The sequence below is a fragment of the Bacteroides caecigallinarum genome, assembly GCF_016901995.1.
Classification (GTDB): Bacteria; Bacteroidota; Bacteroidia; order Bacteroidales; family Bacteroidaceae; genus Phocaeicola; species Phocaeicola cellulolyticus.
In genome coordinates, this window is record NZ_JACJLE010000006.1 from 58425 (window position 1) to 83493 (window position 25069).

The 25069-nt window shown below is 40.1% G+C and carries 22 protein-coding genes; 18 read left to right on the forward strand and 4 right to left on the reverse strand.

Annotated elements, in window-relative coordinates; genetic code table 11:
- Positions 1 to 6 precede the first annotated feature (6 nt).
- The 7 genes from H6A61_RS02700 to H6A61_RS02730 all read left to right on the forward strand — a co-directional run bounded on the left by H6A61_RS02700 (position 7) and on the right by H6A61_RS02730 (position 8571).
- Positions 7 to 1911 (forward strand): MGH1-like glycoside hydrolase domain-containing protein, encoded by a 1905-nt coding sequence (locus tag H6A61_RS02700; RefSeq protein WP_204390731.1) that lies wholly within the window; start codon positions 7 to 9, stop codon positions 1909 to 1911.
- A 197-nt stretch (positions 1912 to 2108) separates the two neighbouring features.
- Complete coding sequence (locus H6A61_RS02705) at positions 2109 to 2996, forward strand: DUF4377 domain-containing protein (RefSeq protein ID WP_204390733.1); 888 nt, start codon at positions 2109 to 2111, stop codon at positions 2994 to 2996.
- A gap of 158 nt (positions 2997 to 3154) precedes the next feature.
- Positions 3155 to 3733: a Crp/Fnr family transcriptional regulator gene (locus tag H6A61_RS02710; protein ID WP_204390735.1), complete on the forward strand. Its 579-nt coding sequence runs from the start codon at positions 3155 to 3157 to the stop codon at positions 3731 to 3733.
- Positions 3734 to 3754: 21 nt separating this feature from the next.
- Positions 3755 to 4948 carry a hypothetical protein gene (locus tag H6A61_RS02715; protein ID WP_239469074.1) on the forward strand — a complete coding sequence of 398 codons (1194 nt, stop codon included), beginning with the start codon at positions 3755 to 3757 and terminating at the stop codon, positions 4946 to 4948.
- 31 nt (positions 4949 to 4979) lie between these two features.
- Positions 4980 to 5942 (forward strand): hypothetical protein, encoded by a 963-nt coding sequence (locus H6A61_RS02720; RefSeq protein ID WP_154044598.1) that lies wholly within the window; start codon positions 4980 to 4982, stop codon positions 5940 to 5942.
- A gap of 15 nt (positions 5943 to 5957) precedes the next feature.
- Complete coding sequence (locus tag H6A61_RS02725) at positions 5958 to 7172, forward strand: acyloxyacyl hydrolase (RefSeq protein WP_204390737.1); 1215 nt, start codon at positions 5958 to 5960, stop codon at positions 7170 to 7172.
- A 142-nt stretch (positions 7173 to 7314) separates the two neighbouring features.
- A complete protein-coding gene (locus tag H6A61_RS02730) occupies positions 7315 to 8571 on the forward strand; it encodes a phosphoglycerate kinase (RefSeq protein ID WP_204390739.1) in 1257 nt (418 codons plus the stop codon).
- A gap of 126 nt (positions 8572 to 8697) precedes the next feature.
- On the opposite strand, the gene H6A61_RS02735 is transcribed toward H6A61_RS02730, so the two are convergent.
- From H6A61_RS02735 to H6A61_RS02745, 3 genes are read right to left on the reverse strand one after another with little or no spacing between them, the layout of a single operon-like run.
- Positions 8698 to 9939, reverse strand: coding sequence for a DcaP family trimeric outer membrane transporter (locus tag H6A61_RS02735; protein WP_204390741.1), 1242 nt, complete (start codon positions 9937 to 9939; stop codon positions 8698 to 8700).
- Positions 9940 to 9959: 20 nt separating this feature from the next.
- A complete protein-coding gene (locus tag H6A61_RS02740) occupies positions 9960 to 10280 on the reverse strand; it encodes a heavy metal-binding domain-containing protein (protein ID WP_154044602.1) in 321 nt (106 codons plus the stop codon).
- Between the two features lie 12 nt (positions 10281 to 10292).
- Complete coding sequence (locus H6A61_RS02745; RefSeq protein WP_204390743.1) at positions 10293 to 11723, reverse strand: carbon starvation CstA family protein; 1431 nt, start codon at positions 11721 to 11723, stop codon at positions 10293 to 10295.
- Between the two features lie 144 nt (positions 11724 to 11867).
- On the opposite strand from H6A61_RS02745, the gene H6A61_RS02750 reads away from it, so the two are divergent.
- Positions 11868 to 13541, forward strand: coding sequence for a glycoside hydrolase family 10 protein (locus H6A61_RS02750; protein WP_239469075.1), 1674 nt, complete (start codon positions 11868 to 11870; stop codon positions 13539 to 13541).
- A 15-nt stretch (positions 13542 to 13556) separates the two neighbouring features.
- Here H6A61_RS02750 and H6A61_RS02755 read toward each other — a convergent pair whose 3' ends face one another.
- Complete coding sequence (locus H6A61_RS02755; RefSeq protein WP_204390745.1) at positions 13557 to 15122, reverse strand: ATP-binding protein; 1566 nt, start codon at positions 15120 to 15122, stop codon at positions 13557 to 13559.
- 899 nt (positions 15123 to 16021) lie between these two features.
- On the opposite strand from H6A61_RS02755, the gene H6A61_RS02760 reads away from it, so the two are divergent.
- The 10 genes from H6A61_RS02760 (at position 16022) to miaA (ending at position 25058) form a co-directional block, all read left to right on the forward strand.
- Positions 16022 to 17194: an AIR synthase related protein gene (locus H6A61_RS02760; RefSeq protein WP_204390747.1), complete on the forward strand. Its 1173-nt coding sequence runs from the start codon at positions 16022 to 16024 to the stop codon at positions 17192 to 17194.
- Positions 17195 to 17215: 21 nt separating this feature from the next.
- The gene (locus H6A61_RS02765) at positions 17216 to 17476 is read left to right on the forward strand and encodes a hypothetical protein (RefSeq protein ID WP_204390749.1); all 261 of its coding nucleotides are present in this window, start codon (positions 17216 to 17218) and stop codon (positions 17474 to 17476) included.
- Between the two features lie 19 nt (positions 17477 to 17495).
- The gene (locus H6A61_RS02770) at positions 17496 to 17786 is read left to right on the forward strand and encodes a hypothetical protein (RefSeq protein WP_204390751.1); all 291 of its coding nucleotides are present in this window, start codon (positions 17496 to 17498) and stop codon (positions 17784 to 17786) included.
- Between the two features lie 23 nt (positions 17787 to 17809).
- Positions 17810 to 18919, forward strand: coding sequence for a peptide chain release factor 1 (prfA, locus tag H6A61_RS02775; RefSeq protein ID WP_204390753.1), 1110 nt, complete (start codon positions 17810 to 17812; stop codon positions 18917 to 18919).
- A gap of 130 nt (positions 18920 to 19049) precedes the next feature.
- Positions 19050 to 19874 carry an orotidine-5'-phosphate decarboxylase gene (pyrF, locus tag H6A61_RS02780; protein ID WP_204390755.1) on the forward strand — a complete coding sequence of 275 codons (825 nt, stop codon included), beginning with the start codon at positions 19050 to 19052 and terminating at the stop codon, positions 19872 to 19874.
- A 381-nt stretch (positions 19875 to 20255) separates the two neighbouring features.
- A complete protein-coding gene (gene lpxD, locus H6A61_RS02785) occupies positions 20256 to 21296 on the forward strand; it encodes a UDP-3-O-(3-hydroxymyristoyl)glucosamine N-acyltransferase (protein ID WP_204390756.1) in 1041 nt (346 codons plus the stop codon).
- 6 nt (positions 21297 to 21302) lie between these two features.
- Positions 21303 to 22688 carry a bifunctional UDP-3-O-[3-hydroxymyristoyl] N-acetylglucosamine deacetylase/3-hydroxyacyl-ACP dehydratase gene (locus H6A61_RS02790; protein ID WP_154044612.1) on the forward strand — a complete coding sequence of 462 codons (1386 nt, stop codon included), beginning with the start codon at positions 21303 to 21305 and terminating at the stop codon, positions 22686 to 22688.
- 7 nt (positions 22689 to 22695) lie between these two features.
- Entirely contained in the window at positions 22696 to 23463 is a 768-nt protein-coding gene (gene lpxA, locus H6A61_RS02795; RefSeq protein WP_154044613.1) for an acyl-ACP--UDP-N-acetylglucosamine O-acyltransferase, read from the forward strand.
- Positions 23464 to 23509: 46 nt separating this feature from the next.
- On the forward strand, positions 23510 to 24061 hold the full coding sequence (locus H6A61_RS02800) for an IS1096 element passenger TnpR family protein (protein WP_154044614.1): 552 nt from the start codon (positions 23510 to 23512) through the stop codon (positions 24059 to 24061).
- 91 nt (positions 24062 to 24152) lie between these two features.
- Positions 24153 to 25058: a tRNA (adenosine(37)-N6)-dimethylallyltransferase MiaA gene (miaA, locus tag H6A61_RS02805; RefSeq protein WP_204390757.1), complete on the forward strand. Its 906-nt coding sequence runs from the start codon at positions 24153 to 24155 to the stop codon at positions 25056 to 25058.
- The last annotated feature ends 11 nt before the right edge of the window (positions 25059 to 25069 follow it).

Here is a 25069-nt window from a genome sequence, read left to right on the forward strand (position 1 = left end):
ACTTATATGAAAAAATCAATAAAAGCACTTTCACTGGCATGCCTCTGTCTGGCAGGAACATCATGCGGCATGAAAAATAACGCAGATGTTGACACCTGTCTGAGGTATCAGTATCCGAACATATTGAACATATCAGTCACTCCCGAGCACAATATGAGACGTGTAGGATGTTTCACTGATGCCGGTTCATGGATGGGATTTACCATTCCGGAAAAGGATAAATGGATAAACGGTTTCTGCGGTCCGTTCAGTATAGACAACAGAGTCTGGTTCGCAAAATCCGCTGTTTCGGTAAATATTGACGGAACAGAAATGACTCCAGACTCTATTTCATATTTCCCGGGCGAAATATACATGACAGCAAATTCAGAAAACGGCTCTATCGAACAGAGAATGGTTTTCGTATCGGCCAATACTGCACTGCTGAATATAAAGAACAATACAGGTAACAAGTTTTCAATAACAGGTAAAGGCTGGAACAAAGATGTTACTTTGAAAAATAGCAATAACATTATTACAGCAAACCATACGAATGGCGAAACCGTACAGATTACTTTGCCACAGGATTTTGAGGTTATCGACAATGACAGCAATTATACCGCTACATCAAACAGCAGCAACACGTATGTTGCCATTTCGTTCTATGCTTCGGAAAACGAACTCATGTCCGGAGAGCAGAAAGCCATTGCATTGCTTAACAATCCTGAACATGCCATTAAAAAGAACAATGACAGATGGGAAGGATATCTGAAGAAAATCATAAGAAATGACATGAAACATGAATACAACAGAATAGCTGCAAAATCTGTTGTAACTCTGATTTCGAACTGGAGGACTCATAGAGAAGGACTTTTACACGACGGAGTGATACCGAGCCATGCAGTAAACTATTTCATAGGTTTCTGGGCTTGGGACAGCTGGAGATTTTCGGCTGCACTGGCAAGGTTCGAGCCGGAACTGGCAAAAAACAATATACGTGCGATGTTCGACTATCAGCTGCCTGACGGAATGATTATTGACTGCATATACACAGACCCGAAAGAAAATAATGCAAGAGACAGCAAGCCACCTTTGGTATGCTGGGCTGTGGATGAAATTCTTGAATTCAATAACGATACGGCTTTCGTGAAAGAGATGTATCCTCAATTGCTGTCATACTATAAATGGTGGTTCAACAAACGTGACCACAACAAGAACGGTATGTGCGAATTCGGATGTACAGACGGAACGTTGGAAGCTGCAGGATGGGAAAGCGGAATGGACAATGCCATAAGGTTCGACAATTGCAAGATGCTGAAAAACGCCGATGACGCATGGAGCTTCGACCAGGAAAGTGTTGACCTGAACGCATATCTGGCATACGAATGTAAACTTCTCAAGAAGTTTGCCAATATTACGGGTTATGAATTCGACGGTCCTGACTATAGCAATCAGGTGGCAGATTATTTCTTCAATGAAGATATGGGCTTCTTCTGCGACAGGAAATTGCCTGACGGAAAATTCGTACAGGAAGCTGCCTGTGAAGGATATACTCCTTTCTGGACTGAAATAGCCAGCAAGGAACAGATGGAAAAAGCATTGGTTCTGCTGACTGATACAGCAAAATTCTCTACCTATATCCCCTTCCCTACCGCTGCTGCGGATAATCCTAAATGTAGCCCTAACGGATATTGGAGAGGACCGATATGGCTGGATCAGACATATCAGGCGATAAAAGGATTAAGGAACTACGGATATAGCGAACTTGCGGACAAATATACGATGCAAGTATTCGACAGGTGCGAAGGTCTGACCGGAACATCACCTATCCACGAGAATTACGGAACACATACTGGCAAATGCCTGCAGGCTCCTCATTTCAGCTGGAGCGCATCGCATCTGCTTATGTTATACGAGGATTTTGGTAAATAAACCATAACTAGCTGCATATCAATCTATAAAGAGTTGTTTGTCGTGTTTGTCATGATGAGCAACTCTTTTTCTTTATGATATAACAATAAACCTATGTTAAGAACGTTCGCTATTGATATGGATTTGAAAATAATCTTTTTGTTTTTCAAAAAATAAAAATCTACATTTGCTTAAGGGAACCAAAATTTGAAATCTATATGAAATCTTCAGAAATATTTAAAACGCTGGTGTTATTAATCTGTACATCAATCCTTGCCAGTTGTCAAAAGGAAGAAGAAGGCAGGAAAATTACTGGTTATGAAGAATATACCATCACTATAGCGTCTGAGAAAGTGCCAGGGCTGTTATTTTCATCCGGAGAGAATCACTTATCGGAAGTATATGCGGTAATGAGGGAACATTCTGCCGAATGGGAACAACTTGGAAGTATAAAAGGATTTGAATACGAACCGGGATATGAATATACTTTACGCATCAGCGAGACCAACTATCTGGATCATAGCATGGGAGACCCGGCGTGGACTGAATATGAGCAGCTGGAACTGATTTCCAAGGAAGAAAAAACATCTGATGACGTTCCAAACAATTTTATCCCTGAATGGTTCTACACTGAATACTGTAGCTGTATTAATACTGATTTCAGATATTATATTGATGCGGAAAATAAAGATATCATAGAAGAAGATATAAACTCAAATCCTATGATTACATTCGGCGGTCTAAATTGCTATATAGAAAACGACTTGACCAGATGGCTTCTTGTAAACGAAAAGAAGGAAATAGGTATGCTTGGTTTTATAAAGAAAATGAACATAGATGGTGCTGACTTTCCGGAATCATACAAAAATCTCAAACCCGAAGGAGCAATAACCGGAACTATGGAATGGACTTTCATTATAGGCAATGATCCTGAAAATGAAGAAAATGCAATAAAATATGATGTATTCATTTGCAATCCTTCAAAAAGCAAATCTGCCGGTCCTACACCTGTTCCATATTTCTATAAAGATTTTACACAGTATTATCAGGAGAAATATCCTGAAGCCGGAGTAAAGGCTGTAGCGGTAAGCCATAGCATAAAATAAACATTGATTCCATTAAAACAAAGACAAGTTAAGCATTACGAAAAGACAACCGGTAAGTAAACAATAGATATTATATCAGAATAAATTATAAAAAAAACATTGTATAAAAATAAATAATTACCTTTATATCATGTTATAATCTAAACATGATTCAAACAATGTCTAAATTCAACACATACATGGCGGGGATTGACGCAGATTTCTACATTGACTTATGCCATAGGAAAGGGAAATTGCGTCAATACAAAAAGAATGAATATATACAGAAAGAAGGAGATATATTTCCGTTTTGCGGGTTACTTGAATCAGGTATAGTAAAATACACTTGCCGGAATGTAACAGAGGGAAAGGATTACAACATAGGGTTCTCATTTCCCGGTGAATTTGTTGCAGACTATCCCTTTTGCCTTTACGGAATGAAAGCAGAAATAAGTATTCAGGCTGTAACGGACTGTAAAATTCTTTTTTGCCATTCAGACGTTTTAAACCACGAGTATGAAAACACAGTAAACGGACAAATACTGGCACGTACTACATCCGAACAACTGTTCAACCAAATATATCTGAGATACATCAACTTGTATCGTTACACTCCGGAAGAAAGATATATTCAACTTATAGAAAGATATCCGGACGTTATCCAACTTATTCCTCTGAAGGAAATTGCTTCTTATCTGAAAATAACTCCTATACATTTGAGCAGAATAAGAAGGAAACAAACCCTAGGGATAAAATAATAAACTATAAAGACCAAAGATATGAAAACCATGAAACTTCACTCATTCATCATAGCGATTTTATCTGTTGTTTTCTTTGCATCGTGCAACAAGGAAGATATTTATCCTACTTTTTCTTTCGATGCTAACGGAGAATGCTATATACCTGATGCCGCCAATATCTCAACAGAAGAATTTGAATCGTCAGTCGTAGGATATGGCTGGAAGCACGTTATTACATATGAAATTGGCAGCGACGGAAAATGTTCTACCAAAGACTATTATGAAGATTTGGTGGGAGGAGGACCAAGCCAGTATTATTTCGAGTCATCTGAATCACTAAAAGAATACATGTATGTAGATGCTTTTCCGGCTCATGGATATCATACATATGCCTATGATTATGAGGATGGGAACAGAGTCAGCCAAAATGGTTATCTGGTAATGCGTATCGTATCTTTAAAAGGAGACATTATGAAAATCATTGATTTTCTTGGCATTCGTGCTGACGGAGTAAAAATTTACGGTTACTCCACCTACAAACGTATGAACAGTAAAGAACTGAAAGAAATACAGAATGCTTATCCTGATGATTTATCAAATATAAAGAGCCTCACTACATCCATAAACGATGAAGTCAATATCATCTCCGGTAATGAATTTGAATTTGACGTCCTTTCTTACAACGATTTATATTCCGTAAAAGCAAGAAACGAAGAATCATGCGAAATAACATGCGACGGAGACCACGTCAAAATAAAATTGCTTACAAACGGAGCTTACATAACCGTATCCGACAGGTTCAGACATTTTGAATTCAGTCTTTTCTCAACAGACGAAGATATGGAACCCAAGGGAACAGACATCTATGACTTGAGCTACAATGAAGTGGTATTCAACAAGAATATGGAATTCATTGAGCCATCTGAGAACAGGCCACTAAGCTATGAAAACTCAAGCATAGAAACTACCACCCGTGATGGATATGCCGGAAGTACTATAAGCCATTATAACCGTTCGTACATGCTCGTTGTCGATACTGACAAGAAAGCAAGACTCATACATTTACAGAACGGCAGACTCTATCTGAAAGAGCTTCTTCCAAAAGAAACATTGCAGACACTTATCGAAAAGGGAAACGGAAGTTCCATCTCATATAAACTAGAACTGACTACAGCCGACAGAAGAGTTTTTCAGGTTTTACCGTTCAAAGTCACTTATAAAGAAGAATTCTAACGTAGTCAGTACAACACACACAGAGACAATCATGAGAACAAAAATTACAATTTTATCCATTCTCTTTGCCACATTGTTTACCAGCTGCAACTCAGATGTTTTTATTGACAATTTCATTTCTGAGTACCCTGATACATGTCGTGTAGAAAGCGGCAAACCATATAAACTGAATTTTGATTCAGACAACTGGAACATATCAAGTATGGAAGGTGTTGCGATAAACACTTTTGACTATACCATATATGATCTTCAGGGTAACCCAATATATAATTATTTTCCGTTGCTGTATGAAGGAGAAACAGGAATCATTTACTACGAAAGTACATATTACGCTTTCCGCATAGAAAAAAGGAATAATCGTGAGTTAGAGATTATATGTGTCAAAAATCTTGTCAATCATCCTATCGCTTTCAGTATAATAGTAGGAAACGAATATTACCACAAGGAAATAAATGTATCATTGAAACCAACAAGCAAATTCGTTATAGACAAAGTGGAATACGATTTCGAGAATGATTTCTATTATAGTGACTACGTCGTGGAACAAGTGGATGGCATAACCGTAAACAATTCCGGCTCAGAAGGAGGACCTGTTACATTAAACTTCTATCCATTCAAGAACTCACTCAGAAAAATCGAGTTCTATCCTGATGACTATGATAGTTTCAACAATCTGGATAAGATTCTCGGAGAAAATCTTGCTGAAATACCAATACCGGACATTGTGGACGGTAAACCTGTAATGGGAAATACTAAAGTTAAATTCGGACTGAAGGAACAAAGTTTCTGGACGGGCAGGCTTGACAAGGACTTTGTTGTTTCCACAACAGTTCAACCAGGAGAGACAAAAAAGATAGAAGTATATAACAATATTGAAGAATTCCATGTAAACTATAAAGTACATGCCTCAAATCCTGACACAGGAGAAGAATGTGTTTTTACAGGAAGACTAAGCAGTAAAGACCCGTTCGATTACCTCATGATATTCCCCTAAATTAGACTATAAATAATGAAAAAATATATTACCGTAATTCTGTTACTATGCCTTGTAGCAGCAAAGCTCAACGCAGAAAGGCAGGACAGTGTCCAGAGAAAAATAATACACGTAATAGGTATTGACTTCAAACCAGCATACACATTCCCGACAAAAAGTTTCTTCAGAGGAGATAATCTGGCGCAATCTCCCATACGCACCAACCTCTCCGGACACATAAAGTATGGTTTTAAATTTGGTCCTGACAGCTATATGGGAAAAATGTATCCCAATACCATTCAGGGTATAGGCATAGGCTACAATACTTTCAATAACACAAAAGAAGTAGGAAACCCACTCGCCGTATATGTATTCCAGACTTCCAGAATAGCGTCTATCACCAAAAATCTTTCATTCGATTATGAATGGAATTTCGGTGCTTCGTTCGGATGGAAAAAATACGATGCCGAGAAAAATCCATTCAACACGATTGTCGGCTCAAAAGCCAACGCGTACATAAATCTGGGCTTCCTGTTCAACTGGCAAATGACAAATGAAATAGCATTAAGGGCAGGAATAGGTCTCTCCCACTACTCAAACGGCAATACAAGATATCCTAACTTTGGTGTAAATACGCTTGACGGCCGTATAGGAGTGATATGGTGTCCACAGGATGAAACAAAATCCGAGTTGAAAAACAACAGACCGGCAGTGACACCTAAGTATGGATTCAAACCATACATCAGTTACGACCTTATAATATACGGTGCAACCAAGAAAAAAGGTATCACATGGCAAGATGGCACAGGCATGGTTATCCCCGGAAATTTCGCCGTGGCAGGACTGAATTTCAACCCGATGTACAACTTCAATAAATATTTCCGTGCCGGACTTTCTCTTGATGCACAATACGATGAAAGTGCAAACATCACTGACCATATTGCAAATACCAATACGCCAACCGACGATGTGAAATTCTTCAGACCTCCATTCATAGAACAGTTCTCACTCGGACTATCGGCAAGGGCTGAAATAGTTATGCCGATATTTTCAATAAACCTTGGTATCGGAAAGAACTTTGTATGCCGTGGAGATGATACAAATTCCTTTTACCAGACATTTGTACTGAAAACTCATATCACAAACAAGATATTTCTGCACGTAGGATATCAATTATATAAATTCAAGAATCCAAACAACTTAATGCTAGGTATAGGTTACAAATTCAATGCAGGCAAAAACGGATTCTGAGATTATTACATGCTACAATAATGTGAAATTATCATCTGGACGAAAATAATTATCGCAGATTATCATCTGTAATATTTTTTTCTTAACTTTGCGAGCGTCTAAGAAATAAAGAAAAAACTCTTTAATTAAAATATTTACGATTATGATGACAATTGACAAATTCAACTTTGCTGGTAAAAAGGCAATCGTTCGCGTTGACTTCAACGTGCCTTTGAATGAAGAAGGTAAAATCACAGACGACACTCGTATCCGCGGTGCTCTTCCTACATTGAAAAAAATCCTTGCTGACGGTGGTGCTTTGATCATCATGTCACACATGGGTAAACCAAAAGGCAAAGTAAACGCTAAATATTCTTTGAGCCAGATTGTTGATGCCGTTTCTGAAGCTCTTGGTGTTAAAGTAAAATTCGCTCCAGACTGTGCAAAAGCTTCTGACGCCGCAGCAGCTCTTAAACCGGGCGAAGTTCTTATGCTCGAAAACCTTCGTTTCTATCCTGAAGAAGAAGGTAAGCCAGTAGATATCGACAAAGAAGATCCTGCTTACGAAGAGGCTAAGAAAGAAATGAAAGCTCGTCAGAAAGAATTCGCTAAGACTCTTGCTTCATACGCTGATTGCTACGTTATGGATGCATTCGGTACTGCTCACCGTAAACATGCTTCTACAGCTGTTATCGCTGACTACTTCGATGCAGACCACAAGATGTTGGGCTACCTGATGGAAAAAGAAGTTAAAGCTGTTGACAATGTATTGAAAGATATCAAACGTCCTTTCACTGCTATCATGGGTGGTTCTAAGGTTTCTACTAAGATCGGTATCATCGAAAACTTGATGGATAAAGTTGACAACCTGATCCTTTGCGGTGGTATGGCATTTACTTTCGCTAAAGCTAAAGGTGGTAAGATCGGTAACTCATTGGTAGAAGACGACAAACTTCAGTTGGCTCTTGACATCATCGAAAAAGCTAAAGCTAAAGGTGTAAACCTTGTATTGGGTTGCGACTGTATAGCTGCTGACGCTTTCTCAAACGACGCTCACACTCAAGTTTGCGATGACAACAATATTCCTGACGGATGGATGGGACTTGACGCAGGTCCTAAAACTTGCGAACAGTTCAGAGCTGCTATCAAGGGTGCAAAAACTATCTTGTGGAACGGTCCTGCAGGTGTATTCGAAATGGACAACTTCGCAGGTGGTTCTAAAGTAATCGCTGAAGCTATCGCTGAAGCTACTAAAGAAGGTGCATTCTCACTCATCGGTGGTGGTGACTCAGTAGCTTGTATCAACAAGTTCGGTATGGCTGACCAGGTATCATACATCTCTACTGGTGGTGGTGCTTTGCTTGAAGCTATCGAAGGTAAAATCCTTCCGGGTATCGCAGCTATCCGTGGTGACAAATAATTTGAGAATTATTTCATACCATAATAAGAAAGGAGGCCGTTCAGGTCTCCTTTTCTTTTTGTCAGAACTCCATATGAACAATTGCTAACATTCATATGGAGTTTTTATTTTATTGTCTGTCAATAATCAGAACTGGAACATCGCAGTAAACACTATACGGTTGTTCTTTACAAGATGTGTATCAACTACCTTTCCCTTTGAGTCATTGTTTCCGTACCATGCTCCTGCCCACGAATATTCCGCACCGAATTTCCAGTTAGGAATATTATATGTAAGCTCGGCAGATGCATTTGTCAGCTGATCCAGATTTGTACCGGTACCTATCAGACTGGTCACGTTTTCCTTTGCTCCAAGATTTTTCAGATAGCCGGCAAAAACTCCGAAACGCAACTTACTTCCATAAACCATATTTATCCACGAATGAGAAACTCGCAAAGGAGCATATTCCTGCTCTCCAGTACGACTGTCAACAGATGTCACTCCATATCCTCCTACTGTACTTGTCATTGTAAGATTGGAGCTCAGCAATGTCTTTGCAGCTATAGAGAATTCATCTTTCACATACTTAACATGTGCCTCGCCTGAAACTCCTGTTATACGTTCGTTCACCTTAAAGACTTTACCTTCTGTTTCCGACTGTGTACGTGGAGTCATAGAAGATACATGCACGCCGGCACCAAGAATCATACCAAGTGTTCTGTAGTCAGCCCCGAAATAGAATTCAGGCACGCAACTGTTCTTTATGAAATTCTGGCTCTTCGCTGTCGATGTAGTTCCCGGAGCATTATTTGCCGGACCTACAGAAAGATACTGCGACTGCCATATAGCTGAAGCCGTAAGCACCATTCCTTGAGTAGTAAACCTATATCTCAACTGTGGGGCACGGCTAAAAGGCTGGAACGGAGCACCCATATTCAGATTCAGGATGTCAGGAGCCACATCACCATACAGAGGATGCCATGTCTGACCTACGAGCAAAGCTGATTTACCCCAATCAAGATTAAAATATACATGACGCATTCGGAACAATGAAAAAGTTGTACCTGAACCACGAAAATCCACTTCCAGCTTTGCAGAAGTCTTTATCTTTCCCATCAGTTCAGGGCCTTTCACATCAATTCCAAGACGTGAATACAGTGTATAGAATCCACCGTTGGCAAAACTGTTAAGGTCCTTACCATCCGCATCAGGAGATATGTCTTTCGGATACATATAGAACAATCCGTCAACAGTTTCCGAATTTGCTCTTGAGTTATAGAACAAATCGGTACGAACCTGACCGTAAAATTTGTAATCAAAACCTTTCTTCTGGGCTATCATCAACCCCGGCAATGCCATAAAGGCTACCGCAACTAAACTTTTCTTCATTTCTACCCTATAAAAAAATATTATTCCAAATATACAGCAGTACCCGAAGCTGTAACCATTAGCATACTTCCGTTTCCACCTACAGTCTCAAAATCAAGATCTATTCCTATGACTGCATTGGCTCCAAGACGCATAGCCTCATCACACATTTCTTTCATCGCGCTATCCTTAGCCTGGCGCAAAACCTCTTCGTAAGACCCTGCACGTCCGCCCACGATATCACGAATACTTGCAAACAAGTCTCTGAACATATTTGCACCGATTATAGTTTCACCAGAGACTATTCCATAATAATGCAGAATACGCTTGCCTTCCACATTATTGGTTGTTGTCATTAACATATTATCTATATTTTAGTGTTTAACAGATTTTCTATACCATGCCACAAACCATATTGCAGCCACTACGACACATGCCATTCCTCCCCAGTAAGATATTACAGGCGAAAGGCTGAAACCTTCCGGCGCTATCAATATATATGTAGAACATACGCATGTCATAAACAAGGCAGGAATAAGAGTCACCCAATAGTTTTTCTTATTCTTCACAAGATATACAGTTATTGCCCAAAGTGTAAACACCGAAAGCGTCTGGTTACACCATGCAAAGTATCGCCAGATAATCTTGAAACCTTCAGCATTGCTGAAGCTGAATACCAGAAGTCCAACAGTGAGAAGGAAGATAGGAATACATATCAGCAGACGTTTTGCGATGCTTCGCTGTTCGATACCGAGGAAGTCGGCAACGATAAGTCGAGCTGAACGGAGTGCCGTGTCACCGCTGGTGATAGGAGCTGCAACTATACCCAAAATGGCAAGTATCCCACCAAAAGTACCAAGCCACTGATTGGATATATCTGTAGCCACCTTCGCACCCGAATAAGCAATACCTGTAGCCTGATCCACAATTCCGTTTTCATGGAAAAAATATGTAGCTGCAGCAGCCCATATCAAAGCTACTATACCTTCTGTCACCATTGCTCCGTAGAAAATAGGGCGACAATGCTTCTCGTTGACCATACATCTTGCCATCAGAGGAGACTGTGTGGCATGGAAACCGCTGATTGCTCCACAGGCTATTGAGATAAACATCATAGGGAAGATAGGGTTCTTCTCATATTTTGTTCCGAAACCGTTCCACATTTCAGGAAGTTCAGGAGATTTTACATAAAGCATAACAAGAATTCCAACTGCCATAAACAGCAGGGCAAACGCAAACAGCGGATATATACGTCCTATGATTTTGTCGATTGGAAGCATTGTAGCCAGGATATAATATACGAATATCACTATCATCCAGAAATACATATCCATATAATCCGGAGTCATTCCAGCAAGCAGTTCTGCCGGACCTGACACGAACACCGCACCTACCAGAATCATGAGCAGTACTGTAAATATACATGCCACTTTCTTAGTGGTCAGTCCCAAATATCTTCCGATAATCTCAGGAAGACTCTCACCGGAATTACGTATGGAAAGCGCTCCCGAAAAGAAATCGTGCACTGCTCCGGCAAATATAGTACCGAAAACTATCCAAAGATAAGATGCCGTACCGAACTGTGCTCCCATTATGGCTCCGAATATAGGGCCAAGACCGGCAATATTGAGAAACTGAATCATGAAAATCTTCCACGTAGGAAGAGGAATAAAATCCACCCCATCTGCCATAGTCACGGCAGGAGTCTTGCGCGAAGCATCCGGCTGGAAAAGTCTGTCAACGTATTTTCCGTAAACCAGATAGCCTACAATAAGTAATACTAAAGCTAAACTAAACGTTATCATAATATTTTTTGTTTGATTTTCCTTATTTTCAGTTACAAAAGTAATGTTATTTAATCAGAAATAAAACATAAAACTACAGATTACTCTCATTATAAAGATTTTTCGGCAAAGTCTTAGTATCTTTGCAGCCAAAATATCAGTAATATGCAAAGAATCATAATAATACTGTCCATGCTGGCTATATTCTCAGCCAATATAAAAGCCTCATCCAAATATGAAATAAGGGCTGCATGGATTACAACCATAGGAGGACTGGACTGGCCTACAGTAAAAGCGACATCAGCATATGGAATAAAGCGTCAGAAAGAGGAACTGTGCAAGCAGCTGGATATGCTGAAAGAAGCAAACTTCAACACTGTTTTGTTCCAGACACGACTAAGAGGTGACGTGATATATCCTTCAATCTATGAAACATTTGCAGAATCGCTGGCAGGCAAGACAGGCCGCAATCCGGGATACGACCCACTAAAATTCGCAATTGAAGAATGCCATAAGCGCGGAATGGAAATTCACGCGTGGATGGTATGCATCCCTGCAGGAAATGACAGACAGGTAAAACTGCTCGGAAAACAATCCGTCGTAAAGAAAAAGCCAACGATGTGCATACATTTCAAGAGAGCCTGGTATCTTGACCCGGGCAATCCTGAAACAGCAAAATATCTGGCAGCAATAGCAAAGGAAATAACCATGAATTACGACATCGACGGAATTCATCTGGACTATATAAGATATCCGGAGAACGCGGAAAACTTTCCTGACGGAAAGACGTTCCGCAAATATGGGAAAGGGAAAACTATCTCGCAATGGCGTAGGGACAACATCACATCAATAGTGAGAGAAATATATAATGACGTCAAGCTCATAAAGCCATGGGTAAAAGTAAGCAGCTCGCCTGTAGGCAAATATGACGACACACGCCGCTACAGCTCGAAAGGATGGAACGCCTACAACGCCGTATATCAGGATGCAAAACTATGGCTGAAAACAGGGATACACGATGCCATATTCCCGATGATGTATTTCCGCGACAACCATTTCTACCCTTTTGCGCTCGATTGGGAAGAGAACAAACACGGGCGATTCGTGGTACCCGGACTGGGAATATATTTCCTGAAACAAAAGGCCCACGAATGGGACATAAATGAGATAATGAGACAGATATATTTCACAAGGCGCAACGGACTTGACGGACAGGCTTTCTTCAGAAACGAATTTCTGATGAAAAACACGTGTGGTCTGACAGACAGCCTGAAATGCCGGTTCTATACATATCCGGCTGCCGTACATCCAATGGTATGGCAGGACAGCATTGCTCCAGCTCAACCTGTAAACGGAGTAATATCATTCAGGAATGACAGTGTGATGATTAACTGGGATAAAGCGGACTCTTCGAAAACAGAAGAAGCAAGCTATCGCATATACGCCTCAGATTTCTATCCGGTAGATATAAACGACGGTAAAAACATTATCTGCCTGAAGCATGGTTCCAACAGTTTCTGTTATAGCCTCAAGGCTGGAAAAATCAAACGCTTTTGGGCTATCACGGCTACCGACCGCTACGGCAATGAAAGTTCTCCATTGGAAATAAACCGTCCGGCAGACGACGAAAGAATAATTTCCGTAAACAAACTGCCGGAAGCACCTGAAGGATGCATTATTGTCGTAAACGACATCACCGGAATGGAACTTTTCAGAACGAAAAGCGCTTCTGATGAATTGATAAAGAAACTCCAGAAAGGAGTATATTCTATTCAATATTTACTCCCGGACGGGAAACAGGAGAATATAACTCTGATAATGTCAGAAAGAGATCAATGAAAATATGCAGAGAGGCTACTCGCAGAGCCAATCTGCAATGGTACCTGTTTCGGATGAAAAAACAGCACCTATCTTGTATATTATTCTTTTATCGGAAGAATACTCAAGAGCATACCCTTTCTCATTTATCTGATGCAGAGCTTCACCTGCAGTACCATCAAGTTTAAATTCAAATATATAGACATAATCAGGAGTTTCAACAATACAATCCACTCTACCCTGACTTTGCAGCTTTTCAATATAAACCGTATATACGCTGATAAGGCGCATAATAAGATAGAAAGTATATTGGAAATATCTTTCACGTTCGCGTTCGTTTTCCTTACGTCGCATTATATATGGAATGCCGGCAAGGAAAGAAGTCAGACCTGTACGGAAATCCTCAATCTTTCCGTCCTCCAGCTGAAAAGCAGCATTTCGAATCCATGAATATATGCTCTCACGAGTATTGAAATAGTTGCTGGCAACAAGAGAAAGAAAACCTTTCTTTACCTCGTTGTTCGGATAATCCAAAAGAAAGACATTGCGGCGCAGATTAAAGTCTTTTATAGTAAGATAACCACTCTGATAAATCATCGGCAAAGGCTGTTCTACAGTAGCTTTATAATCTATAAATTCCTCAGCCGAATAATAGCGCCCCGTTATCTCGTCCATATTCTCGTCGGTGTACGAAAGCAGACGGATGAGATAGGTCGGTGTTCCGCTCTTGAACCAATAGTCAGAGATATCCAGAGTTGCAAAAGCATTAAGCAGGCTGAATGGATTATAAACATCAGTCATGTTCTTACTGAAATGATAACCATCATAGTGGGACTTAAGCATTGAACGCATCTCATCGTATGAGCATTCGTATCTGCCAGACATTTCTTTTATCGGTTCACGAAATACTGTATCCAGCTCAGTCTGTGATATACCACAGAGAGTTTCATACTTGCCGTGCATACTTATATCAAAAGGCTGATTGAAACCACTGAATACACTGACCTGAGAAAACTTGGTAACTCCAGTAAGAAAGACAAACTGAAGATGCTCATCAGCGCTTTTGAACACCGAATAGAAACTTTTCAACGTATTACGATGCTCTTCTTCAAGATTTTTGTCCACATCAAGAACATCAAGAATCGGCTTGTCATATTCGTCTATCAGAACTACGGCACGGCGCCCGCTCTGCTCGTGGGCAGCACGAATAAGCTCAGCAAACAAGTCGCCCAAACCAAGCTCTTTAGTTCGTTCCGGTAAAGAATATTCTTCTGCCCAAGATAAAAGATAATACCTTATTTTCTTCTCAAGACCTCCCCTAACAGTATAGTCTGTACCATTGAAATCCAAATGAAACACCGGATATACATTCCAGTCTTTCTCCAGAAAGTCTATCTTCAAGCCTTTGAAAAGTTCTTTCCTACCAAGAAAATAGTTCTTCAATGTAGAAACCAGAAGGCTCTTTCCGAAACGGCGCGGACGACTAAGAAAGTAGATTTTACCTTCGGTCACAAGGCTATATACCATATCGGTCTTGTCGATATACACATAACCGTCTTCTATCAACTGGTCAAAACTCTGGATTCCTATCGGGTATTTCATAAACAGACTTTATTTGATTCTTAATATTATGTTGTAAAGATAACACAATATTAAATTATAATCAACAGCTTTGGGCTGATTTCTATAAATCAACACTAAAAAAATTTCCGCTAAGAACTAATAAAAACATCCTATGACATGATTGCAAAATATTGACAGAAATATATTTTTGTCAAATTGACATTCTGTTATTTGCGATTTCCAAGAATAGAATAATCAATACCAATATAAATCAAGACAGGGAAAAATCAATTCCCAGAAAGCTTTACCAAATCATTCTATCACAAATAAAAGCCAAATCCCTTCAAAATATCACACAAACCACCTATACGCCTACACCAATACAACAAGAAAGGAATTATTACATCATTCTATCAAAACGAGAATAAATCTAAAAATCTTCTTTTTAGAATAAAACAAGGCAACTTTTACAAAAAATATTGACAACCCGTCACTTTATGAAGAAGAAAAAGAAGTTTTTCCTGAAAAGACAAGGAGTTTTTGAGACAATAACAAGACATTTTACATAAAACGCCGAGGTGTTTAAATTAACATTCTTAACTATTCATAATATTATACATACATTATTATCAATCATAAAGGAAAGAACCATTAACATTACAGATTTTTCCGAATAAAATATTAAAGGTCATAAATGACAGAACAGGACTTTATAATTACATTATGCAACCAAATACCATTAAAACGATTTCATTTTGTCAGAACAGATAAAACAATATCTCTACCTTTTTACGTGCTATACACTTGAAAAGGAGTTCTAAAAACTAATACTTCGAGCCATTATTTACCACCTGCCAACTTTGATATATATCAGATTTTGAGTATTTTTGCACATCGAATCGATTTAGAAAATTATAATTTATAATATATCATCACTCATGAGTAATCAAAGATACATGCAGCGCGGCGTATCGGCATCTAAGGAAGATGTACATAACGCTATCAAAAACATTGACAAAGGTATTTTCCCTAAGGCTTTCTGTAAAATTATTCCTGATATTCTTGGCGGAGACCCTGAATACTGCAACATCATGCACGCAGACGGTGCGGGAACCAAATCATCACTGGCATATCTGTACTGGAAAGAGACAGGCGACCTGTCTGTATGGAAAGGTATCGCACAGGATGCCCTTATCATGAACATCGACGACTTGCTCTGCGTAGGAGCAGTTGACAACATACTTGTTTCTTCTACTATCGGACGTAACAAACTGCTCGTTCCGGGAGAAGTTATCTCGGCTATCATCAACGGTACTGACGAACTGCTTGCCGAACTCCGCGAAATGGGTGTAGGTGTTTACGCAACAGGTGGCGAGACTGCAGATGTGGGCGACCTGGTTCGTACTATCATCGTTGACAGTACAGTGACTTGCCGTATGAAACGTTCTGACGTGATTGACAATGCAAACATCCGTCCGGGCGACGTTATCGTAGGTCTTGCTTCTTACGGACAGGCTACTTACGAAAAGGAATACAACGGCGGTATGGGCAGCAACGGTCTGACAAGCGCGCGTCACGACGTATTCTCAAAATATCTTGCAGAGAAATATCCTGAAAGCTACGACAAGGCTGTACCTGAAGACCTAGTTTACAGCGGTAATCTGAAACTGACTGACTCTGTGGAAGGTTCTCCACTTGACGCTGGTAAGCTGGTTCTCTCTCCTACCCGTACATATGCTCCTGTAGTAAAGAAACTGCTTGATGCTCTCCGTCCTGAAATCCACGGTATGGTTCACTGCTCGGGTGGTGCACAGACTAAAGTTCTGCACTTCGTAGGCGACAACTGCCGCGTGGTTAAGGATAATCTCTTCCCTGTTCCTCCATTGTTCCGTACTATCAAGGAACAGAGCGGTACTGACTGGGACGAAATGTACAAAGTATTCAACATGGGACACCGTCTTGAAGTATATCTTTCTACTGAACACGCTGAACAGGTTATCGAAATCAGCAAATCGTTCAACATCGACGCACAGATTGTTGGTCGCATAGAAGAAAGCAACGGCACTAAGGAATTGATTATCAAGAGTGAGTTCGGAGAGTTCAGATACTAACATAATAAAGCCACAATGCCTATGAAAGAAGAAAACAAAGGATGCCTTATACTTTTAGCCTTTCTAGCGGCTGGTATAGTATGCATATGTATCGGATTGGAATATGACATTCACATTCTTTACGTATTAGGCTTCCTATTGCCGGCACAAAGTGGCAGAATATACAATCCGTTTAAAGGTAAAGACAAGAACTGGAGCCCCAGAAAGCAGATTATTATCTCATTGATTACGCTGCTGATTGCCGTTTCAGTATGTTTTATACTATACGGTAAATTGTGGTAACAATTAAACAGTAATGTTTATGAGTAACGATAGAAAAAACAATAAACAGTCATTGAAACTTGCAGTTTTAGCACTGCTTTTTGTAGCAAGTATAGCTATAATCGGATTAGGAGATTCTCAAAACATCTACTACATCAAAACATTAGGCTATATGACGGCCGGATTTTCGGGAGCTATATTTGCAAAATATTTTATTGATAATAGCAAGGAACCTATATTCAAAAACTGGAAGGGTTTTATACTCCTAATCATTTCAATACTATTATTGGCTATACCTATAACATTGTTATTCGAAGGCAGATTGTGGTAAAAAAACAAAACAAAAAGATTTAAATGGCGGAAAATAACACCATACTGGAAAAACTTGAAGGACTGGTATCACGTTTTGAGGAAGTATCTACACTGATTACTGACCCGAACGTGATAGCAGACCAGAAAAGATATGTAAAACTTACAAAGGAATATAAGGAGCTGGGCGACATCATGAATGCACGCAAGGAATACCTGCAGTGCATCAACGGTCTGGAAGAGGCCAAAATGATGATGAACGAAAGCGACCCTGAAATGAAGGAAATGGCCCGCGAAGAGGCTGCGGCCTGCGAGGCACGCATTCCGGAACTGGAAGAGGAAATCAAACTTCTGCTTGTTCCTGCCGACCCTCAGGATGACCGCAATGCGATTCTTGAAATCCGTGGCGGTACGGGTGGCGACGAGGCGGCTATCTTTGCCGGCGACCTGTTCCGCATGTATTCTAAATACTGCGAAACAAAGGGCTGGCGACTTGAAGTATCAAGTGCTAACGAAGGTGCAGCTGGCGGTTTCAAGGAAATAATCTGCTCCGTAACGGGAGAAAAGGTTTACGGAACTCTGAAATACGAATCGGGAGTACACCGCGTGCAGCGAGTTCCTGCCACTGAGACTCAGGGACGTGTACACACATCGGCCGCATCGGTAGCCGTACTGCCTGAAGCTGAACCTTTCGATGTGGAAATCAATGAAGGCGAAATAAAATGGGATACATTCCGAAGCGGCGGTGCCGGAGGACAGAACGTAAATAAGGTGGAATCCGGAGTTCGTCTGCGCTATAACTGGAAGAACCCTAACACCGGAGTTGTGGAAGAAATTCTTATTGAATGTACCGAAACACGCGACCAGCCAAAGAACAAGGAACGTGCGCTCTCGCGCCTGCGTACATTTATATACGATAAGGAGCATCAGAAGTACATCGACGATATAGCTTCGAAACGTAAGACTATGGTCAGCACCGGAGACCGTTCTGCTAAAATCCGTACCTATAACTATCCTCAGGGACGTATTACAGACCACCGCATAAACTATACAATCTATAACCTCAGTGCATTCATGGACGGAGACATTCAGGACTGTATAGACCATCTGATTGTGGCTGAAAATGCTGAAAGACTGAAGGAAAGCGAACTTTAAACAAACAGGCTACAAGGCTTCAGTTACAAGTTAACAAGGCTCTCCAGCCGGATAGCAACCAAAGGTCAGAGATGCTGAACCTCGTCAACTTGTCAACTCGTCAACTTGTCAACTAACAAAAACAAAAGATATGAACAAACAACAGTTATTCGAAAACATCAAGAAGAAACAGTCATTCCTCTGCGTGGGACTTGACACTGACATCAAGAAAATTCCTGAACACCTTCTGAAAGAAGAAGATCCTATATTCGCCTTCAACAAGGCTATAATTGACGCAACAGCACCTTACTGTATCGCTTACAAACCAAATTTGGCTTTTTATGAAAGTATGGGTGTTAAGGGATGGATAGCATTCGAAAAGACAGTAGAATATATCAAGACAAACTATCCTGACCAGTTCATCATAGCAGACGCTAAACGTGGTGACATCGGTAATACTTCGGCTATGTATGCACGTACATTCTTCGAAGAACTGAACATCGACTCTGTAACGGTAGCTCCATATATGGGCGAAGACAGTGTTACTCCGTTCCTTACTTACGAAGGCAAATGGGTAATCCTCCTTGCACTTACATCAAACAAGGGTTCACACGACTTCCAGCTCACAGCTGATACTGAAGGCGAACGTCTTTTCGAAAAAGTGTTGCGCAAGAGTCAGGAATGGGCTAACGACGAAAACATGATGTACGTAGTCGGTGCTACTCAGGGACGCATGTTCGAAGATATCCGTAAGATTGTTCCTAACCACTTCCTTCTGGTTCCTGGTGTCGGAGCACAGGGTGGCTCACTGGAAGAAGTTTGCAAGTACGGTATGACTAAGGAATGCGGACTTATTGTAAATTCAAGCCGCGCAATCATCTATGCCGACAAGACTGAAAACTTTGCAAAAGTGGCAGGCGAAGAAGCACAGAAAGTACAACAACAGATGTCTGAACAACTAAAAGCAATCCTTTAATTGATTTTAAAAGCAATAGTTTCAGATTAAACTTTCTTAAATTTAGCTGAAATATATATTTTGATACTTTGCTTGGATTACTATCCGAAATGACTTGTATTTTTCATAATAATGTCATGGGAATGCCAAACAATATTATCTTAATTCCGAATAAATTCAGCAGATAAAACAGTTATATCATCCTCACAAAAGGCTGATATAACTGTTTTTTTGTTGAAATCGCCCTATTTATATGAGTAAAGATGCAAATATTTTGCTTTTTTCTCTGATATATAAAAAAAAAACACGTAATTTGCATAAATAAGTAATCGAACTTACTTTACGTTTATTAAGGGTAAAAAAAACAATTAAACAAAACAAAAGGAACAAAAGGTAATAATTATGGAGTTCTCAGCTAAACAAATTGCAGAATTTATCCAAGGAATTATCGTAGGCGACGAAAATGCGACAGTACACACTTTTGCGAAAATAGAAGAAGGTGTACCGGGGGCATTATCGTTTCTGGCAAATCCCAAATATACAAATTTCATATACGAAACGCAGTCATCAATAGTTCTGGTGAACAAGGACTTTACTCCTGAACATGAAGTAAAAGCAACACTCATAAAAGTTGACAACGCATATGAAAGTTTGGCCAGACTTATGACATTATATGAAATGAGCCAGCCAAAGAAGACCGGGATTGACCCGCTAGCCTTTATTTCGGATAAAGCAAAGATTGGAGACGGCTGTTATGTAGGTCCTTTTGCATGCATAGAAGAAGGAGCTGTTATTGGAAACAATGTCTATATTCATCCACACGTAACTGTTGGTAGCAATGCAAAAATAGGTAACAACTGCATTCTCTATCCGCACGTCACAATCTATCACGATTGCCGCATAGGTAACAATTGCATTCTGCATGCAGGAGCTGTAATCGGTGCTGACGGTTTCGGATTCGCACCTTCACCTGAAGGATATGAAAAAATTCCACAGATTGGTATTGTTATATTGGAAGATGATGTTGAAATTGGCGCCAATACATGTATAGACCGTGCTACAATGGGAGCGACTATAATTCACAAAGGTGTCAAACTTGACAACATGGTTCAGATTGCCCATAACGTAGAGGTTGGCAGCAACACCGTAATGGCATCGCAGGTAGGTATTGCCGGTTCTGCAAAAATAGGCGAATGGTGTATGTTCGGCGGACAGGTCGGAGTGGCAGGTCATATAAAAGTAGGCAACAAAGTCACTGTAGGAGCACAGTCCGGAATACCTGGAAACACCAAATCGGATATAGCTATTATGGGTTATCCTGCCATAGACCACAAACAGTTTGCCCGTTCGGCTATCATTTATAAGAAACTGCCGGACATGTATGCAGAAATAGGCAAGCTGCAGAAAGAATTAGAAGAATTGAAAAAACAAATAAACAAATAATAGCCCATGTTGAAACAACAGACTTTAAAAGGTAGCTTTTCACTGAACGGAAAAGGACTTCACACTGGAGTTAAACTGACAGTGACATTTAATCCGGCTCCGGAACATCACGGGTATAAAATCCAACGTATTGATCTTGACGATCAACCTATTATAGACGCTGTGGCCGAGAATGTGATAGACACTACTCGCGGTACAGTGTTATCAAAAAACAATGTAAAAGTAAGCACAGTAGAACACGCATTGGCAGCATTGTATGCTGCAGGAATTGACAACTGTCTGATACAAGTAGATGGACCTGAATTCCCTATACTTGACGGAAGCGCAAAAGCATATGTGGAATGCATAGAAAGAGTAGGCATAGAAGAACAGTCTGCTCCAAAGGATTACTATATAATAAAATCAAAAATAGAATTCCGCGACGAAGCTACTGGCTCATGTATCACTGTATTGCCTGACGACAGATTCAGCATCAATACGCTTATATCATACGATTCACACATTCTGACAAACCAGTTTGCCACACTTGAAAATATGGCAGACTTCCCTACAGAAATAGCATCTGCACGTACATTTGTTTTCGTCCGCGAAATCGAACCTCTGCTAAATGCAGGGCTCATTAAGGGAGGCGACCTGGACAATGCAATCGTAATATACGAAAAGCAGATGACACAGGAAAACTTCGACAAGTTGGCCGATGTAATGAAAGTTCCTCATATGGATGCAAGCCATTTGGGTTACATCAACCATATACCTTTGGTATGGCCTAACGAACCTGCAAGACACAAGCTTCTCGACATAATAGGCGACCTTGCATTGATAGGCAAACCTATAAAGGGACGCATCATCGCCACAAGACCGGGACATACCATCAACAACAAGTTTGCAAGACAGTTGCGCAAGGAAATACGTATGCATGAAATACAGGCTCCTATATACAACTGTAATGAAGAACCGTTGATGGACGTTAACCGCATACGCGAGTTATTGCCACACAGATATCCGTTCCAATTGGTTGACAAGGTTATAGCAATGGGAGCAAACTATATCGTGGGGGTAAAGAACGTTACATCAAACGAACCGTTCTTCCAAGGACACTTCCCACAGGAACCGGTGATGCCGGGAGTTCTGCAGATAGAAGCTATGGCACAGGTGGGAGGACTTCTGGTTCTTAACTCAGTAGATGATCCTGAAAAATATTCTACATATTTCATGAAGATTGACAATGTGAAATTCCGTCAGAAGGTAGTGCCGGGCGACACTCTTATATTCAGAGTAGAACTTATGGCTCCTATCAGAAGAGGGGTTTCTACAATGAAAGGATATGTATTCGTAGGAGAAAAGATTGTCTGTGAAGCAGAATTCATGGCTCAAATTGTAAAAAACAAATAAAGTGAATATGATAAGTCCATTAGCATACATACATCCGGAAGCACAAATAGGACAGAACGTAGAAATCGGACCATTTGTGTATATTGACAAAAACGTGATTATAGGTGACAACAACACCATAATGCCAAATGCAAACATCCTTTACGGCTCACGCATTGGCAATAACAACAGAATATTCCCCGGAGCTGTTATTGGAGCAATCCCTCAGGACTTGAAGTTCAAGGGAGAGGAAACTACAGCCGAGATAGGTGACAACAATACCATAAGGGAAAATGTTACCATTAACAGAGGTACTGCCGCAAAGGGAAAGACAATAGTAGGAAGCAATAACCTGCTTATGGAAGGTGTTCACGTTGCACACGACGCTATAATCGGAAACGGATGTATTATCGGAAACTCTACAAAATTCGCCGGAGAAATAATAATCGACGATTATTCAATAATAAGTGCGAGCGTGCTCATGCATCAATTCTGTAGAGTGGGCGGTTATGGAATGATTCAGGGAGGAAGCCGCTTCAGCAAGGATATACCACCTTTCATTATAGCCGGAAGAGACCCTATCGCATACTGCGGAATCAACATCGTCGGACTGAGAAGACGCGGTTTCTCAAACGAACTGATAGAAAATATACATAATGCATACCGCATAATATACAATAGCGGAAAGAATACTGCAGAAGCTCTTGAACAAGTGAAACAAGATGTTCCTATGAGTCCGGAGATAGAATATATAATCTCCTTCATAGAAAATTCACAAAGAGGTATAATAAGATAATCATTTTTTGTATATTTACAAAACAAAGATTTAAAACTAAACAAAGATGGTTTACAAATTCAGACTCATATCAGACGAAGTCGATAATTTCTTGAGAGAAATAAAAATCGATTCAGACGCTTCATTCTACGACTTGCATGAAGCTATACTAAAGTGTACAGGTTATAAAGATGACCAGATGACTTCTTTCTTTATATGTGATGACGACTGGGAGAAAGAAACAGAAATCACCCTTGAAGATATGGGCACTAGCAGTTCTGACGAGGACATTTACATAATGAAAGATACTCCGCTGAGCGAACTGTTGGAAGACGAAAAGCAAAAGCTGATTTACGTTTTCGATCCGCTGGCTGAAAGAATCTTCTTCATCGAACTTTCTGAAATAATAACAGGACAGGATCTTGAACATGCCATATGCTCACGCAAGGAAGGTGAAGCTCCACAACAGACAATAGACTTCGACGAACAGCTAAACACAAGCCAGTCGCTTGACTTGGGAGAAAACTTCTATGGAGACGAAGACTATGACATGGAAGATTTCGACATGGAAGGTTTCGGTATGAGTGAAGGTAACCCATACGAAGAAGACAAATATTAATTATAATACCGATACTTAATAAAAGCGAAGAATACGGCTTCAACTAATGGTTGATATTCCGCATTCTTCGCTTTCTTAATTTATATATCTGATGGACAACAAAAAAACTCTCATAGTACTCATAGGACCAACCGGCGTAGGAAAAACTGACCTTAGTATAAAAATAGCAGATAAATATGGCTCGCCTATAATCTCTGCCGATTCAAGGCAATTATACTCCGACTTGAAGATTGGTACTGCAGCCCCGACGGAAGAATATCTGAAAAGGGTGAAACACTATTTCGTAGGTACACTGAAACTGACGGATTACTACAGCGCAGCACAATATGAGAGTGAGGTCATCAGCCTTTTGGAAGAACTCTTCAAGAGAAACAATACCATTCTTCTGACAGGCGGCTCCATGATGTATATAGATGCTATATGTAAAGGAATAGACGACATACCAACTGTTGACAGCGAGACAAGGCTGATGATGATGGAGAAGTATGAAAAAGAAGGTCTGGACAGATTATGTGCCGAACTGAAACTGTTGGATCCTGAATACTACTCGACAGTTGACTTAAAAAATCCCAAAAGGGTGATACACGCTCTGGAGATATGTTATATGACCGGAAAAACATATACTTCATTCAGAACTGGAAACAAAAAACAGAGACCGTTTGATATCATAAAAATCGGATTATGCAGGGACAGGGAAGAACTGTATGAACGCATCAACAAAAGGGTTGACATCATGATTAAAGAAGGTCTTGTGGATGAAGTCAAGTCGGTGTATGAATACAGAAACCTAAATTCACTTAACACGGTAGGATACAAAGAAATAATCCAATACCTTGAAGGTAACTGTACACTTGAATTTGCTATAGAAAAAATAAAACAGAATTCGCGTATTTACTCCCGAAAGCAGATGACATGGTTTAAACGAGATAATGATATAACATGGTTCCATCCTGACAAGGAAGAGGAAATAATGGAATTCATAGAATCAAAATTATAATAACACTGCGT